11 protein-coding genes are annotated in these 16,257 nt (G+C 57.4%); 8 read left to right on the top strand and 3 right to left on the bottom strand.

The genetic code is table 11. The features are described from left to right. The first annotated feature begins 54 nt into the window (after nt 1–54). Entirely contained in the window at nt 55–1,275 is a 1,221-nt protein-coding gene (locus tag ABLN94_RS08155) for an MFS transporter (protein WP_170487181.1), read from the top strand. A gap of 27 nt (nt 1,276–1,302) precedes the next feature. Here the strand turns inward: ABLN94_RS08155 and ABLN94_RS08150 are convergent, their stop codons facing one another. Further along, complete coding sequence (locus tag ABLN94_RS08150; RefSeq protein ID WP_352991399.1) at nt 1,303–2,976, bottom strand: flotillin family protein; 1,674 nt, start codon at nt 2,974–2,976, stop codon at nt 1,303–1,305. Nucleotides 2,977–3,009: 33 nt separating this feature from the next. Continuing rightward, complete coding sequence (locus ABLN94_RS08145) at nt 3,010–3,726, bottom strand: OB-fold-containig protein (RefSeq protein WP_352991397.1); 717 nt, start codon at nt 3,724–3,726, stop codon at nt 3,010–3,012. Between the two features lie 256 nt (nt 3,727–3,982). Here ABLN94_RS08145 and metG point away from each other — a divergent pair, with 256 nt between their 5' ends. The 3 genes from metG (at nt 3,983) to ABLN94_RS08130 (ending at nt 10,261) form a co-directional block, all read left to right on the top strand. Then, nucleotides 3,983–5,701: a methionine--tRNA ligase gene (gene metG, locus ABLN94_RS08140; protein ID WP_352991394.1), complete on the top strand. Its 1,719-nt coding sequence runs from the start codon at nt 3,983–3,985 to the stop codon at nt 5,699–5,701. A gap of 252 nt (nt 5,702–5,953) precedes the next feature. Next, nucleotides 5,954–7,120, top strand: coding sequence for an efflux RND transporter periplasmic adaptor subunit (locus ABLN94_RS08135; RefSeq protein WP_352991391.1), 1,167 nt, complete (start codon nt 5,954–5,956; stop codon nt 7,118–7,120). Nucleotides 7,121–7,123: 3 nt separating this feature from the next. Continuing rightward, nucleotides 7,124–10,261: an efflux RND transporter permease subunit gene (locus ABLN94_RS08130; RefSeq protein ID WP_352991388.1), complete on the top strand. Its 3,138-nt coding sequence runs from the start codon at nt 7,124–7,126 to the stop codon at nt 10,259–10,261. Between the two features lie 34 nt (nt 10,262–10,295). Here the strand turns inward: ABLN94_RS08130 and glpD are convergent, their stop codons facing one another. Continuing rightward, nucleotides 10,296–11,882, bottom strand: a complete 1,587-nt coding sequence (gene glpD / locus ABLN94_RS08125; protein ID WP_352991386.1) for a glycerol-3-phosphate dehydrogenase — start codon at nt 11,880–11,882, stop codon at nt 10,296–10,298. Nucleotides 11,883–12,069: 187 nt separating this feature from the next. Between glpD and ABLN94_RS08120 the strand changes: the two genes are divergently transcribed. The 4 genes from ABLN94_RS08120 to ABLN94_RS08105 all read left to right on the top strand — a co-directional run bounded on the left by ABLN94_RS08120 (nt 12,070) and on the right by ABLN94_RS08105 (nt 16,255). Then, nucleotides 12,070–12,831, top strand: coding sequence for a DeoR/GlpR family DNA-binding transcription regulator (locus ABLN94_RS08120; RefSeq protein WP_352991383.1), 762 nt, complete (start codon nt 12,070–12,072; stop codon nt 12,829–12,831). Between the two features lie 320 nt (nt 12,832–13,151). Then, entirely contained in the window at nt 13,152–13,514 is a 363-nt protein-coding gene (locus ABLN94_RS08115; RefSeq protein WP_170487167.1) for a DUF3302 domain-containing protein, read from the top strand. Between the two features lie 21 nt (nt 13,515–13,535). Continuing rightward, nucleotides 13,536–14,681: an HlyD family secretion protein gene (locus ABLN94_RS08110; protein WP_352991381.1), complete on the top strand. Its 1,146-nt coding sequence runs from the start codon at nt 13,536–13,538 to the stop codon at nt 14,679–14,681. 11 nt (nt 14,682–14,692) lie between these two features. Next, nucleotides 14,693–16,255: an efflux transporter outer membrane subunit gene (locus ABLN94_RS08105; protein WP_352991379.1), complete on the top strand. Its 1,563-nt coding sequence runs from the start codon at nt 14,693–14,695 to the stop codon at nt 16,253–16,255. Nucleotides 16,256–16,257 lie beyond the last annotated feature (2 nt).

The following is a 16,257-nucleotide window of genomic DNA, read 5'->3' as shown; positions in this document are numbered from 1 at the left end:
CAGAGTCGATTAGGTGCGCGCATTCCTGCTTTATTGGGGCAAGGTGGCGTCATCATGCGCACGATCATTTCTTTTGCCGCCCTATTTCTTTCGGTCATTCTGCTGCAGCTTTCCACGGGCGGCGTCGGGCCGCTTGACGCCATTTCGGGTTTGACACTGGACTTCACGACCGAACAGATCGGTCTGCTGGGTTCGGCGCATTTCATCGGGTTTTTCGTCGGGTGCTGGTGGTCGCCGCGCCTGATGGGCAGCGTTGGCCATTCTCGGGCCTTTGCGGTCTGCACCGCATTGGGTGCGATGGGGCTGATCGGGCACACACTGACCGATAACCCGTATGTGTGGGCCGCCCTTAGGATCGCATCGGGCACTTGTGTGGCGGGATGTTACACGGTGATCGAGGCCTGGCTGAACGCCAAAGTCAACAATGAAACCCGCGGGCGCGCAATGGGCACCTATCGGTTCGTCGACATGGGCGCATCTTTGTGTGCGCAGCTGATCATCGCTGTACTCCCCCCGGCGTCGTATGTGTCCTATAACCTGCTGGCCATATTGTGTTGCGCCGCGTTGCTCCCGCTGACGTTGACCAAGGCCTCACAACCAAAAACCCCGGACGCCCCGCGGCTAAGGCCTAAACTAGCCTGGCGCAGTTCACCTCTGGCGGTGGCAGGCGTGATCGTCGCGGCGCTGAGTTCCGCGTCCTTCCGGATGGTCGGTCCGGTATACGGCCAAGAGGTCGGCTTGGGGGTGGATCAGATCGCGTTCTTCCTAGCCTCGTTTGTCTTGGGCGGGGCGTTGGCTCAATACCCGCTGGGTTGGCTCGCCGACAAATATGACCGGCGCTGGGTTCTGATCTGGCTATCCGCCGCGGCCGTCCTGAGCTGCGGCGTAACAATGGCAGCAAGCGGCACAGGCACATTGGGTGTCATGCTCGCCGCCGGCGTCTTTGGTCTGACAACTTTTCCGATCTTTTCCGTATCATCGGCCCACGCCAACGACTTTGCCACCACCGAGGAACGGGTCGAGCTGTCTGCGGCCTTGATGTTTTGGTACGCGCTGGGGGCCATTGCCTCGCCCTACATCTCTTCCACGTTGATCGAAGAATTCGGTCCCGGTGCCCTGTTTGCATTTGTGGCGGTTGGACATCTTGTGCTGATCGTTTTTGGTATGGCCCGGATGCGTTCGCGCCCGACACCGGAAGAACGCACCAACTATGTCTACGCACCGCGAACGTCGTTCACAATTGGGCGATTGCTGAAACGGTCGCGGGAGGAATAAAGGGCCGGGAAAACCCGGCCCCTTGTTTTATTGTTGGGTCGGCGGAGTTTCGTCTTCCACCACTTCAGCCACAGTGCCAGGTTCAACCGTTTGCTCCAGCGCACCGTTCACGACGCCACCGACACCCTGCTCCATCGACAAACCAAGCTCTTCGCCCAGTTTCTTGAGCGCGGGCATCTGCACCGCCATGCCCATGATCGAGTCCAGTGCCTGATTGACCACCGGCTTGTCGCTGTTGGCCGCGCCACCAGCAGGACCTGCGCCAATCCCACCAACCTGATGGATCTTGATCGAGTCGATCTTCTCGGCCGGCTTGACCATTTCCGCGATGATCGACGGCATCGCCTCGATCCGGGTCAGGTCCACCTTCATGCGAATCTGTTCCGGCGACAGCGCGTTGTCAGCCTCGACAATCGCGCGCTTACCTTCCGCTTCAGCCAGCATGTCGTTCTTCTTGGCCTCGGCGCGGATATTCAGAGCGTCCGCTTCGGCCTGTGCTTCTTCGCGACGGGCTTCGGCACGGTCGGCGGCGGCCTCTTTCTCGGCCTGCGCGGCCAGACGGATCGCCGTTGCCTGACGTTCAGCTTCACGGGTGGCTTCAATCAGCGCGATCTGCTTCTGACGCTCAGCCTCAGCCACTTCACGGGCGGTTGCCACGGCTTCGGTTGCCTTGGTCGCTTCGGCACGGGCCAGGTCAGCCGATGCACGCGCGCGGCTTTCCTCTTCGGACTTCTGCGCAATGATGATCTGGCGTTCTTGCTCTGCCACTTCCAACTCACGCTCTTTGGCGATCTCAGCATCGCGGATCTTGCGCTCACGCTCGATCTCGGCGGCTCGGATGGCTTCTTCACGCGCAATCCGGGCGCGTTCGGTTTCACGAACCGAGTCCTCGGTCCGCGCGGCGATCTCGGCCTCTTGCGCCACGCGCAGGGTTTCCACTTTTTGAGTCTGCTCGATGCGTGCCTGCGCCTCATCCTGCTCGATCAGCAGTTTCTGGCGCTCCGCTTCCATCGCAGCGCGGCGCACTTCAACTTCAGCCTCGGCATCAATCTGCGCGCGCTCTTTCTTGGAGACGGCGATCACCTCGGCCAGCTTCCGCATACCCACAGCATTAAAGGCGTTGTTTTCGTCCAGCGCTTCAAACGGCGTCTGGTCCAGCGCGGTCAGAGAGACGGATTCCAAAGACAGACCGTTTTTCAGCAAGTCTTCGGAGACGGCGTTCTGCACCTCTTGGACAAAGTCGGCACGGTTTTCGTGCAGACCGTCCATGGTCATCTGGGCGGCCACAGCTCGCAGGCCGTCGATCAGCTTGCCCTCGATCATTTCGCGCAGTTGCTCAACGTCAAAGGTACGATCCCCCAGCGTCTGCGCGGCACGTGCGATGCCCTCTTCGGTCGCCATGACCGAGACGTAAAACTCGACGCCCACATCGACGCGCATACGGTCCTTGGTGATCAGAGCAGCCTCACCGCTGCGCTGCACCTCAAGGCGCAGGGTCTTCATGTTGACGGGGCTGACTTCGTGCAGCAGGGGCACGATGATAACGCCGCCATCCATGATGACCTTTTTGCCACCTGCGCCCGTTTTCACCAGGCTGACCTCTCGGGTCGCGCGGCGATAGAGACGGCCAAGTACAAGGCCGATAAACAAAACTACCGCTAATAAAGTCACAACTGTGACGGCCAGGAATGTAAGTTCCATGCAAAATCCTCCTAGTTGGGGTTTGAAATTTCGTTAGTCTGACAAGCCGACCAGAACGAACCGGTCGCGCCGTCGATCACGCAGCACCAGAACCTCGGTGCCTTGTTTCAGCGTGTCCTTGTCCTGCAGCGGTTCGGCCCGCAGGTAATGAGAATTTCCATAGCGGTCGGTCACGCGTACTTCGGCGGGACGTCCGCGGGTTGCGGTTCCTTGCGTAACCACGCCACGCCGACGGGCCAGCAGGCGCTCGGACATTGCCTGGGTCTCTGTTTTCGGCAGCAGTCGAGCGAAAACACCGCCGACCCCTCGCGCAAACCACACACCAAATACTCCGGCGGGAATTGCTGCTATCCAGCCTGGCAGATCAAAGCCTAGCAGATCACGCATCGCCAGCTGCAGGCCCATTCCGGACAGTCCGAACCCGGCCAGCAGAACCGCAACCCAGATCATGAAGGGTATCTTGCCAATCCCCAACCAACTCAGCGGGCCTGCCGCTGTCGCGGTTGGAACCTCGGCCTCAACCTCAGCCAGTTCGAAATCACCCAGATCGACATCCGCATCGATATCCAGATCAAAGTCGCCAATATCCATGTCCGGGGCATCGACCATGTCCAGATCGGCTTCGGCCTCACCCGCCATCAGACTTCCACCCAGAACCAGCGCAATCAGTTCAAGGCCCAGAAGACCGAACAGAAGCACAAGCGCCAAGGTAAAGGGCGCAAACGCACCCTCTAGTAGAAAGTCAAGCATCAGCAGGTTGCCCTCGTTATTGTATACTTTGGTATACGTAATAGATGGGTATACATCCCGAAAATTCAAGAGGTTGTGATTCTGATTTACAACCTATGGGTAATGCGTCGCTTGAACCAAGTGCAATCCGCGTTCAGGTTTTGGCCGGATTCTCGCGGACATAAGTGTCTAAAATGACATCCCTGCGAAACCCGGGCTTTTGCTGGCCGGTGACATAAGGTAGACGGGCGCCCAGACAGTTACGCGGATACGGAACATGGCTCGAATTCTCATCACCTCGGCGATCCCCTACATCAACGGGATCAAGCACCTCGGCAACCTGATCGGCTCGCAATTGCCCGCTGACCTGTACGCACGCTATCAGCGTGGCCGTGGGAACGAGGTTATGTTCCTTTGCGCCACGGATGAGCATGGTACTCCGGCGGAATTGGCCGCAGCAAAAGCTGACAAACCCGTGGCCGAATACTGTGCCGATATGTATGCGGTTCAGGCCGATATCGCCAAACGTTTTGGGCTCAGCTTCGATCACTTTGGCCGCTCCTCCAGCGAACAGAACAAACGCCTGACTCAGCATTTCGCAGGCAAACTGGATGAGGCTGGGCTGATCCGAGAAGTCAGCGAGAAGCAGGTTTATTCCAATGCCGACGGCCGCTTTCTGCCCGACCGTTATATCGAGGGCACCTGCCCCAATTGCGGGTACGAACGCGCGCGAGGAGACCAGTGTGAAAACTGCACCAAGCAACTGGATCCGACCGACCTGATCGAGCCTCGCTCGGCCATTTCCGGCTCGACCGATCTCGAAGTGCGCGAGACCAAGCACCTGTATCTGCGCCAGTCGGCAATGAAGGATGAGTTGGATGCCTGGATCGACAGCAAGACCGACTGGCCGATCCTGACCACATCCATCGCCAAGAAATGGTTGCATGACGGCGACGGCCTACAAGACCGCGGGATTACTCGCGATCTGGACTGGGGTGTACCGGTCAAGAAAGGCGACCAAGACTGGCCCGGCATGGAAGGCAAGGTTTTCTACGTCTGGTTCGACGCGCCGATCGAATACATCGCCTGCGCCAAGGAATGGGCGGATGCCAACGGCAAATCTGATGCCGATTGGGAACGCTGGTGGCGCACCGACAAAGGTGCAGACGACGTGCGCTACGTGCAGTTTATGGGCAAGGACAATGTGCCCTTCCATACCCTGTCCTTCCCGGCCACCATTCTGGGTTCGGGCGAACCGTGGAAAATGGTCGACCACCTGAAATCCTTCAACTACCTGAACTATGACGGCGGTCAGTTCTCGACCTCTCAAGGTCGTGGCGTGTTCATGGATCAGGCGCTGGAGATTTTGCCCGCTGATTACTGGCGCTGGTGGCTGCTGAGCCATGCACCGGAAAGCAGCGACAGTGAGTTCACCTGGGAGAACTTCCAGCAATCGGTGAACAAAGACCTTGCGGATGTACTCGGCAACTTCGTCAGCCGGATCACAAAATTCTGCCGCTCGAAATTCGGAGAAGCCGTTCCGGAAGGCGGGAGCTATGGTGAGCGTGAGCTGACCCTGATCGAAGAACTCACCAAACGTGTCCGCGCCTATGAAGGGCATATGGAGGCGATGGAGGTTCGCAAATCGGCTCAGGAGTTGCGGGCAATCTGGGTTGCGGGCAACGAATACCTGCAAGCCGCCGCCCCATGGTCGACTTTCAAGGAAGACCCGGAACAGGCCGCAGCACAGGTACGTCTGGGCTTGAACCTGATCCGTCTGTACGCGGTCCTCAGTGCGCCGTTCATCCCGGAAACCTCGGCGAAGATGTTGAGCGCAATGAACACGCTGGACACCAACTGGCCCGACGATGTCGCTGCCGCGCTGGAAGCACTGCCCGCCGCGCATGAGTTTACTGTGCCCGACGTGTTGTTCGCAAAAGTCACCGACGAACAACGCGAGGATTGGCAGACAAGGTTCGCTGGCACGCGCGCTTGATCCGCCAGAAATCTAGAATTGGGAATCGTGGGCCATTTGGCCCACGATTCATTTGTCACCCCTAAAACGTTGACACATAGACCTAAGTCTTCTCAGAGACGGAAAAAATTCCGTGGTTCTCGGCAATCTATTGCGTTCAATAAGCTTGAGATCATGTCTCAAAACGGCCATCCTGACCTGAAATTCAATCGACTCGTCGAGGCGATCAGCGCGCTCTCACGAGAAATCCTTAGAATTAACGAGGCGCCCGCCATGTCCCTTGCATTGAAGAACACTCTATTCCGCTTTGGCGGACCATCCCCAGCCCTTGCCGGTTTGGTCTGCCTGAGCTTGGCGCATGCGGCCGCAGCGCAAGATCAAAGTGAAGCCCCGCCCCCAAAAGTGTCGATTGCGGCAGCCTATACTGAGGAAATCACCGAAGAAGCTGTCTTTATCGGGCGGGCTGAGGCACTGGACAAGGCCGATATCGTTGCGCGCGTCAGCGGGTTTCTGGAAAGCCAGAACGTAGAAGATGGTGCCTTGGTCAAACGGGGTGACGTGCTGTTCACCATCGAACCTGACCTTTACGAGGCGACACTGCAATCCCGAAACGCCGATCTGGACAGGGCCGAAGCCAACCTGGAACTGGCAAAGGTCGATCTGGCTCGTAAAGAGGAGCTGTACAGACGCGACGCTACACCGGAATCCGAGCGCGATATCGCCCGGGCTAACGAATTAGTAGCCGAGGCTGAGGTAAAAGCCGCCAAAGCTGCGATTCAGCAGGCGGAGCTTGACCTAAGCTATACAAAAATCCACGCGCCCTTTGATGGTCGCATCGGTCGGGTTGCGATCAGTGTCGGTGACGTTGTCGGTCCGACCAACCCTCCGCTGGTCAATATCGTCAGCGAAGCTCCTATCTACGTCAATTTTTCCATCAATGAAAAGCAGTTCACCACGGTTCTTGAGGCTGTAGGAGAGAACGCTTCGTCCCTGGCGGAAAGCAACAAAAGCCCGAACGTGCACGTAACATTGCCGAACGGATCGGAACTGGATGAAACCGGTAAAATTGTGTTCGTCGACAACCGGATCGACCCTCTGACCGGTGCTATCAGGATGCGCGCCGAATTCCCCAACGAAAACCGGCTCATCATCGACGGTGCGTTTCTAAGCGTGCAAATCGAAGCGCTGGAACCCACACTTGAGGTCCTGGTTCCACAAGCCGCGCTGCAACGCGACCAACGAGGCGAATTTGTGCTGGTCGTCAACGACCAGCAGATGGTCGAGCAGCGCTATATCACCACCGGAGACAACGAAGGAACGGCGGTGATCGTCAAGGACGGTCTACGTGAAGGGGAAAGCGTCATCGTCGAGGGCCTTCAAAGGGTCCGCCCAGGCGTCGCTGTAGATGCCGTCGTGGCATCTGAGCAGCCGGGAGAGTAACCGATGTTCTCAGCCCTGTTCATTAGCCGGCCTAAGCTGGCGCTTGTTATTTCACTCGTCCTGACCATCATGGGTGGGATTGGCTATCTGGTTCTGCCGGTGGCCCAGTTCCCCGACATTACACCGCCTGTGGTCAGTGTAACGACCACTTACACCGGTGCGAACGCTGAAACGGTGGAAAACACCGTCGCCGCCCCTATCGAGGCGCAGGTGAATGGCGTGGACGACATGATCTATATGACGTCTACCTCATCGGACAACGGTTCGTATTCGTTGAATATTACCTTCGAGGTCGGCACCGACCCCGACATTGCCTCGGTGAACGTGCAGAACCGGGTGGCGCAGGCCATGTCCTCGCTGCCCTCCGAAGTGACATCATCGGGCGTGGTCACGCAAAAGGCGTCGACCAACATGCTTCTGTTGGTAACGCTGACTTCGCCGAACGGCACCTATGACAGTGTGTTTCTGTCGAACTACGCCTCTATTAACTTGAAAGACGCATTGGCGCGGGTTCAAGGCGTGGGTAAGGCCGACGTTCTGACCAATCTGGAATACGCCATGCGGATCTGGATGGACCCAGACAAGATGGCGGCCTTGTCCATCACTCCGGGCGATGTGATCAGCGCCATTCGTGAGCAGAACGTCGAAGTCTCAGCTGGCTCGATCGGTGCTCCCCCTGTGCCTGAGGGGCAAACCTTTCAGTACACGATCAAGACCAAAGGCCGCCTGACTTCGGCCGACGAGTTCGGAGAAATTGTTATTCGCACTGGTGATGCTGGTTCGATCGTGCGGGTCAAGGACATCGCACGGGTAGAACTGGGCGCACAATACTACGCGGCATCGGGCTATTTCGACAGCGTACCGGCAACCGTCATCGGCATCTATCAAGCACCCGGTGCTAACGCGCTGGCAGTGTCTGAACGGGTCGAGGCCGAGTTGGAACGCCTGTCACGCACCTTCCCGACCGACGTTGAATATGACGTTCCCTTCAACACCACCGACTTTGTTGAACAGTCCCTGAATGATGTGGTCACTACCCTGATCATGACATTCACGCTGGTGATCACTGTCGTTTTCATCTTTCTGGGCAGTTGGCGCGCGACGATCATTCCGGCGGTTGCGATCCCGGTCTCTCTGATCGGCACCTTTGCCTTCCTGTTATTGTTCGGCATGTCGCTAAACACGATCTCGCTGTTTGCGCTGGTTCTGGCGATCGGGATCGTGGTGGACGACGCGATTGTTGTTGTCGAAAACGTGGAAAGGATCATCGCGGAAGAAGGTCTGCCTCCGGCAGAGGCCACCCGCAAAGCTATGGGGCAGATCACCGGCCCGGTGATTGCAACCACTCTGGTTCTGCTCGCCGTGTTCGTGCCGGTAACCTTCATGCCCGGCATCTCGGGACGGCTTTATTCGCAATTCGCTGTGACAATCTCGACCGCTGTTGTGATCTCGTCGATCAACGCTCTGACCCTGTCACCGGCCTTGTGCGGGCTTGTTCTGCAAGCACGGTCAGGTCCTCCCAAGGGCCTTCTGGCGGTGTTCGAGCGGTTTATTGGAAGCGTTCGCAATGGCTATGTAGCCATCGTACGTAAGCTGCTGATCCTGCCGGTGATTGGCCTTGGCATCATCGTTGCGCTGGCGATGGGTGCAGGCACAATCATGTCGAACACATCCAGCGGGTTCTTGCCGCTTGAGGACAACGGTTACTTGTTCGTCGACATTCAACTACCCGATGCGGCAACGCTGGAACGGACCGAGGTCGTCTCGGCACGTGTCGACGATCAAATTCAGCAAATCCCGGGCGTGTCGAGCACCGTTTTGATCAACGGCTTCTCGATCCTGAATGGCACCACGACGAACGGCGCGGCAATCTTCGTGAACCTCGAAAACTGGGATGAACGTCAAGATGATGACTTAAGTGCGGACGCAATTCTCCAGAAGGTTCTTGCGATTGCTTATGGCGAGTCCGCGGCCTCAATCGTGGCCTTCAACCCACCGCCGATTCAGGGCCTCGGTAACTCAGCCGGTGTCGAGATGGAGGTACAGCAGACCGGTGGCGGTTCACCACAGGATCTGGCCTCGGCCGTGGGTTCGTTTGTCTACGCCGCGAACCAGCGACCCGAGATCGGGCAGGCCTATACCACCTTCCGTGCGAACGTTCCGCAGTTGTTCGTCGATCTGGACCGCGAGAAAGCCAAGACGCTGAACGTGTCCGTGGCCGAAGTATTCCAGACCATGCAGGCGCAGTTGGGATCGTTCTACGTGAACGACTTCAACCTGTTCGGACGGGTCTATCGCGTGATGATTCAGGCCGACGGAAGCTATCGCGACAATGTCGAAGATATCTCGAACCTCTATGTCCGGTCGCAAGAGGGAGAGATGGTGCCGCTGGGCACACTGATCGACGTTGAAAACGTGCTGGGTCCGGTTTTGTTGAAGCGGCACAACCTGTTCCGATCGGCAACAGTAACCGCAGTACCTGCGCCGGGCCTTTCAACCGGTGACGCGATCACCGTGATGACCGAGGAATCGGCAACCGCCCTACCGCCCGGCTACGCTTTTGAGTGGACAGGGACGGCACAACAGCAATTGGCCACGGGTGGCCTTGTGATCGTGATCCTGGGTCTGGCGATCATGTTCGGTTATTTGTTCCTTGTCGGGCAATACGAGAGTTGGACGATGCCGGTATCCATCCTGCTCTCGGTGATCGTCGCCCTGTTCGGTGCGGTGGCCGCCGTGGCCATCGTGGGCAGTGACATCAACCTGTATACGCAGATCGGGATGATCATGCTTGTGGGGCTGGCGTCAAAGAACGGCATTCTGATCGTCGAATTTGCGATGGAACAGAGGGCCAATGGACTATCAATCAAGGATGCCGCCGCCGAGGCCGCCTTCCAGCGTTTTCGTGCGGTAATGATGACTGCCCTGTCCTTCCTGCTGGGTGTTGTGCCTCTGCTGGCCGCCAGCGGTGCAGGCGCGGCCAGCCAGAAGGCCATCGGTGTAGCAGTCTTTGGCGGGATGCTGGCAGCGACACTGGTCGGTGTCATTCTTGTGCCCGTACTATATGCCCTGATGCAAAGCCTCAGGGAGTGGATCAAGGGCACCAAGAACGATCCCGGTCCTTCGGAAGAAGCGGCTTAAAACAAAAGCCCCGCCGATTTGGCGGGGCTTTTTCTTAGGCAGCGGCTTGCGCGCTGCGTTGATCCATCCAGTCCTGGATCCGAGCAATCTGCTCGGCACTTAACCGCAAACCCAACTTGTTTCTTCGCCAGACCACATCCTCGGCCGTACGCGCATATTCCTTGTCCATCAGCCACTCCAATTCCCGTGCGGTTAGAGTGGCTCCGAAGTCCTCGCCCAATTCTTCGGCAGTTGCCACCTGCCCCAGAATTGCACGCGCCTCAGTTCCATACGCACGCACGAGGCGTTTGGCCCAAGCTTGATCCAGAAAGACATAGTCAGATTCCAACCCGGCGACCAGATCCTGCACCCCATCGACCGGGAAGTCACCGCCGGGCAAAGCAACGCCGGCCGTCCACGATCCGGGCAGATCTGGGAAATGCTCGGCCACCTTTTCAAGGGCACTTTCTGCAAGCCTACGGTACGTTGTGATCTTTCCTCCAAAGACGTTCAAAACCGGCGCTCCGCCCTGCGCGTCCACTTTCAAAGTGTAATCCCTTGTCGCAGCGGTCGCGCTGCTGGCACCGTCGTCATACAGGGGGCGGACACCGGAATAGGCCCAGACGATGTCGTCACGCGTCACCGGCGACTTGAAGTACTTGGTGGCAAAGGCGCACAGATAGTCCTGTTCCGCTTCAGTACATACCGGAGTTTCGGATGGATTCGGATGATCCTGATCCGTCGTGCCAATCAGGGTAAAGTCGCGCTCATAGGGAATAGCAAAGATAATACGGCCATCCTCGCCTTGGAAGAAATAGCACTTGTCGTGATCGAACAGCTTGCGGGTCACGATATGGCTGCCACGCACCAGCCGGACACCCTCTCGCGAGTTCACGCGGATTTTCGATTGGATGATGTCCCCCACCCACGGACCGCCAGCGTTGACCAGCATTCTGGCTTTGATCACGCGAATGTCGCCGCTACCGCTGTCTCGGACCTTTACTGCCCACAGATCGCCGACGCGTTCGGCCGATAAAACCTCGGTGCGAACCAAAATTTCCGCGCCACGCGCCTCAGCGTCTCGCGCATTAAGAACAACCAAGCGCGAATCCTCAATCCAGCAGTCGGAATATTCATATGCAGTTTCGAACTTGTCCTTTAGAGGTCGCCCCTCGGGCGCCGTCTTCAGGTCCAACGAGGCTGTACCCGGCAGGATTTTACGCCCGCCCAGATGGTCGTACATAAATAGTCCCAGCCGGATCAGCCAAGTTGGTCTTCGCCCTTTCATCCAGGGCATGACGGTGCTCAACAAGCGCGAAGTCGGCGTTTCAGAGTCAAACCTCATATCCGCGTGGTAAGGCAGCACAAAGCGCATGGGCCAGCTGATATGCGGCATCGCCCGCAAAAGGGTTTCGCGTTCAATCAGAGCCTCTCGGACAAGCCGAAACTCGAAATACTCCAGATAGCGTAGTCCCCCGTGGAACAGTTTGGTCGAGGCCGATGATGTTGCCGAAGCCAGATCGTTCATCTCGGCCAATGTCACCGAAAGCCCCCGGCCCGCGGCATCCCGCGCGATGCCGCATCCATTGATGCCACCACCGATGATGAAAAGGTCCGACACCTGTTCGTTTGTCTGTTCCATATCCGGATGATTCCCCAAGGTGGAAAACGTGCGCTTATTAATCGCGGGAACACTCGTATCGTCAACGTTGTTTTTCGCTTATGTTCGTTTTGCCGCACGGTAAACAGAATTTGAGCAAAAAACGAACGATCAGTTGCAATTGGTCTAAAATAGAACAAAACCGAACATATCCTTATTGGAGCAAGCCGTGTCCCTTTCCTTTCGTCAGTCCGACATTCTGAACATTGCCAAACTGGACGGCCGCGTGACGGTGGAAGAGCTGGCCGAGCGGTTTGACGTGACTGTCCAAACCATCCGCCGCGACCTCTCGGAACTGGCCGACATGGGCAAGTTGGATCGCGTACATGGCGGCGCAGTCTTGCGCTCGGGCGTGTCCAATATTGGCTATGAGGATCGCCGCGCTATGAACGCGGACGCCAAAGCACGCATCGCGCAAAGATGCGCGCAATGTATTCCTGACGGTGCGTCAGTATTCCTGAACATTGGCACCTCAACCGAGGCCGTCGCCCGGCAGTTGCTGGGCCATAGGGATCTGATGGTGGTGACGAACAATATGAACGTCGCCAATATTCTGGTCGACAACCCCAATTGTCAGATCGTCGTGGCAGGTGGCGTGTTGCGCCGTTCCGACGGTGGATTGGTCGGAAACCTCACAATCTCGACCATCGAGCAATTTAAGTTCGATTTTGCCATCATTGGATGTTCGGCGATGGATGCCGAAGGAGACTTGCTGGATTTCGATTTTCAGGAAGTGCGCGTCAGCCAGACTATCATTGCGCAGTCTCGCCAGACTTTTCTGGTCGCCGACCAATCCAAGTTCCAGCGCACCGCCCCGGCGCGGATCGCGTCGCTGTCCGATGTGGACGTATTCTACACTGATCACGCCCTGCCCACAGAACTGGCTCGGAAATGCGTCGAGTGGAAAACTCAAGTAAACCTGTGCGCCTGACACCAAGTAACTCGCATTAAACGAAAATCCTGAATTCAGGTTCTTGCCAGATTTTAATTCGCCTGACACACTCACCCTAAAGTTACCGTCGCGCACACAGAGAGATCAGGGCAGTGTTGGCGCTCAAATGCGCGCTAATATTTGCCATAACAGCACCTGAACTCTTTCCATTCGACGACCATTGCCGAAAATCGGCTAATATTCACGCCCGCCTTGTTGTCGGCGAAAATTCAAGAAACCGGCTGACGACCATAAATTGATTGACGAACTGGGCACCAACAACTGAGGATGGAGTAACCTTCCCAAAAGGAGGCACGAGCATGGGACTACTAGGGCAGCCACTGGGCGTCTACGACTACCTGACATTCGTGGCACTGATTTTACTGCTGGCAGCAGTGATGGGGCTATTTCTGTTCATCATGGGATTGCCGGGACGTATCGCGATCAAGCGTAATCATCCGCACGCAGAGTCCGTCAAAATTATGGGCTGGATGGGGTTTTTGGCCATTGTTCCGTGGGTCCACGCCTTTATCTGGGCGTTCCACGATAGCGCCACCGTGGATATCCGCCGTATGCCGGATGATGAGCGCGACGCGGTCCGCAAGGAAATCAAACGGTTGGGCGGCACGCTGAACGAAGAGTACCGTGACCCGCTTGATCCCGACGAGACGCAGAAAAGCTAAGGCCAAAGGAAGTCACAAAATATGTTTGTCGCCCTCGGCATTACGCTGTTCTACATCATTTTTGTCTGGTTCATTTTCTTCAAAGCGAAGTGGCTGAAATTCAATATTACCTGGGGGATTGTCACCTTTTGGGTCGGCGCGCATCTGCTCCTGGTTTTCCTCGTTGCTTTGCGGTTCTTTCAACCGTTTTCCCTCGACAGCCATGTGGTCCGCTCGACCATTCAGATCGTGCCTCGGTTAACCCAGCCCACCCTCCTGACCGAGGTTCTGGTCGAACCCAATACCGAGGTCAAAAAAGGCGATCCTCTTTATCGCTTTGACGACACCGTTTTCGCGCTGGAGGTTGAAGAGGCCACCGCACAATTGGTTGCCGCCGAGCAGAATGCCAAAATCCTTGAACAGGATGTGATTGTCGCCGCCGAAAATGTCGAGCGCGCGAATGCGCAACTGGCTTATGCGCTGACGCAACAAGCGCGCTATGAAAATCTCGTGCCCGCCGGTGGCGCGCGTCAGGATGAGTTGGACCGCTGGAACGAGCAGGTCACCGAGGATCAGGCCCAGATCAAAGAGGCCGAGGCCAATCTGGAAAAGGCGCAACTGGCGTTGGATTCGCAGATCGACGGGGTGAACACAGGCATCCTTCAGGCGCAGGCGCAACTGGAGAAAGCCCAGTACTTTCTTAACAATACAACAATTTACGCGCCCGAAGACGGCATGATTGTCTCGCAGCAGGCCCGTCCCGGGCTGGTTGTGGGTGAAATCCGGCTTGGCGCGATTGCGAGCTTCGTAACGAAGGATAACCCTTACATCCTTGCCACCTATCGCCAGCAGAACCTTAAGTTCGTCGAACCCGGACAAGAGGTTGAGGTGGCGTTGGACCTTTATCCCGGCGAGATTCTGACCGGCAAGGTCGAGGCGATCTGGTGGGCCACCCGTCAGGGTCAGTACCTGCCATCGGGTCGCCTGCCCGGGTTTGAATTGCCGAAACTCCCGGGGCGCATCGCAGTGCAAATCTCGGTCGATATCCCCGATGGTCACACCTTCCCTGCTGGTGGCCACGCCGCCGTGGCGATCTACACCGGGCAAGGCAAGAGCTTCGAGTTTCTGCGCCGCATCAATATCCGCCTTTATTCCTTCGCCAACTTCATCCGACCACTGGATATCTGAGGACACATGACATGACCCGGGCCAGACTTCACAGCAAACTGATTGGCACCGCCCTTTGCGCTGCGCTGCTGGTCGGCTGTACACCGGTTGGTCCGGACTTCGTGCGCCCGAACTCGCCGGTCGTAAAAGAATGGATCGAGGTCAACAGCCCCAACACCGGCCCCAGCGGCCTGACTTCGCGCAGTGCGCCGGTGGTCAAATGGTGGGAGACATTTAATGACCCTACTCTGAACAAACTGGTCGCAGAGGCCTATGCCCAGAACCTTGACTTGCAGGTTGCTGGTGCCCGCGTTCTGCAGGCCCGCGCTCAGTTGGGGATTGCATTCGGGGAACTGTACCCACAATCGCAGGCCATCGGCGGATCGATCGAGCGGCGTCAGGTCAGTGACAATCTCGGGCCGATTTCAGATATCCGGCGGATCATCCCATTGGATACCGAGTTTTCGACTTCGCAGGTCGGGTTCGATGCCCAATGGGAATTGGATGTCTGGGGCCAGCAACGGCGTGGCGTTCAAGCGGCGCGGTCCAATCTTGCGCTGCAAGTGGCCAACTATGACGACGCGTTGGTGACTCTGACCGGGGATGTGGCGGCATTGTATGTGAACATCCGCGCGCTTCAGGAATCTTTGGCCATTGCGCGCGAGAACATTCAACTGCAACAGGAATCCGCTGACCTGACAGAGCTACGGTTTAACAACGGCGTGACGACTGAGTTGGACGTGCAGGAATCCACCGCTTTGCTGAACAACACCAAAGCTCTGGTGCCCGAAATTGAGAGTGACATTCAGCAAACCAAGAATGCTCTGGCCGTTTTGCTGGGAACAACACCGTCGCGGATGACCAGCCTGCTGGGCAGTTCCGGACGCATCCCTTCGGCCCGGTCCAATGTGGCCGTTGGTGTCCCGGCGGAACTGCTGCGACGCCGCCCCGATGTGCGGGCGGCCGAGTTGGCAGCCGCCACCCAATCGGCGCAAGTCGGGATTGCGATGGCGGACCTCTATCCGCAATTCATTCTGTCGGGCTCTATCGGCCTGCAGGCCTCGGGCGGCCGAGATTTGTTTACCTCGGCCAGTTCCACCGGATTGGCCAATGCTGGTGTAGTCTGGAATGTGCTGAATTACGGCCGGATCAAGAACAACGTCCGCGCGCAGGACGCAGCTTATCAGGCGCTGATCGCCAATTACCAGAACACCGTGCTGACGGCCTATTCCGAAGTGGAAAGCGCGATGGTCGCTTATGCCCAGTCGCGGAAGCAGGTGGGGTTTTATGAAAATAGCGTCGCCGCATCGCGCAAGGCGGCTGAGATCGCCGTGGATCAGTATCGCGACGGCATCGCCGACTATTCCCGAATCCTGAATACGCAGACTGCTCTGCTGAACTCTCAGGCCAATCTGATAGAGGCGCGCCAACAAGTGTCCAGCAATCTGGTCGCGGTTTACAAGGGGCTTGGGGGCGGCTGGCAGATTCGTCAGAATCAGGAGTTCCTGCCCGAAACCGTTCTGGCTGAGATGGCATATCGGACCGACTGGGGAGATCTGCTGCAGGAGACCCCTACCCGTGCCAGCCTGAACTAATC

Origin of the sequence: Ruegeria sp. SCP11 (assembly GCF_040329455.1) — a bacterium.
Lineage (GTDB): Bacteria > Pseudomonadota > Alphaproteobacteria > Rhodobacterales > Rhodobacteraceae > Ruegeria > Ruegeria atlantica_E.
The sequence above is the reverse complement of the archived record's forward strand: the minus strand, read 5'-3'. Positions and strand labels throughout refer to the sequence as shown.

Excerpts from the sequence above, each read along its gene's own strand:
- ABLN94_RS08155 (WP_170487181.1), top strand. The coding sequence starts at position 55 with ATGCGCACGATCATTTCTTTTGCCGCCCTATTTCTTTCGGTCATTCTG.
- ABLN94_RS08130 (WP_352991388.1), top strand. The coding sequence starts at position 7,124 with ATGTTCTCAGCCCTGTTCATTAGCCGGCCTAAGCTGGCGCTTGTTATT.
- ABLN94_RS08115 (WP_170487167.1), top strand. The coding sequence starts at position 13,152 with ATGGGACTACTAGGGCAGCCACTGGGCGTCTACGACTACCTGACATTC.
- ABLN94_RS08145 (WP_352991397.1), bottom strand. The coding sequence starts at position 3,726 with ATGCTTGACTTTCTACTAGAGGGTGCGTTTGCGCCCTTTACCTTGGCG.
- ABLN94_RS08150 (WP_352991399.1), bottom strand. The coding sequence starts at position 2,976 with ATGGAACTTACATTCCTGGCCGTCACAGTTGTGACTTTATTAGCGGTA.
- ABLN94_RS08110 (WP_352991381.1), top strand. The coding sequence starts at position 13,536 with ATGTTTGTCGCCCTCGGCATTACGCTGTTCTACATCATTTTTGTCTGG.
- metG (WP_352991394.1), top strand. The coding sequence starts at position 3,983 with ATGGCTCGAATTCTCATCACCTCGGCGATCCCCTACATCAACGGGATC.
- ABLN94_RS08135 (WP_352991391.1), top strand. The coding sequence starts at position 5,954 with ATGTCCCTTGCATTGAAGAACACTCTATTCCGCTTTGGCGGACCATCC.
- ABLN94_RS08105 (WP_352991379.1), top strand. The coding sequence starts at position 14,693 with ATGACCCGGGCCAGACTTCACAGCAAACTGATTGGCACCGCCCTTTGC.
- glpD (WP_352991386.1), bottom strand. The coding sequence starts at position 11,882 with ATGGAACAGACAAACGAACAGGTGTCGGACCTTTTCATCATCGGTGGT.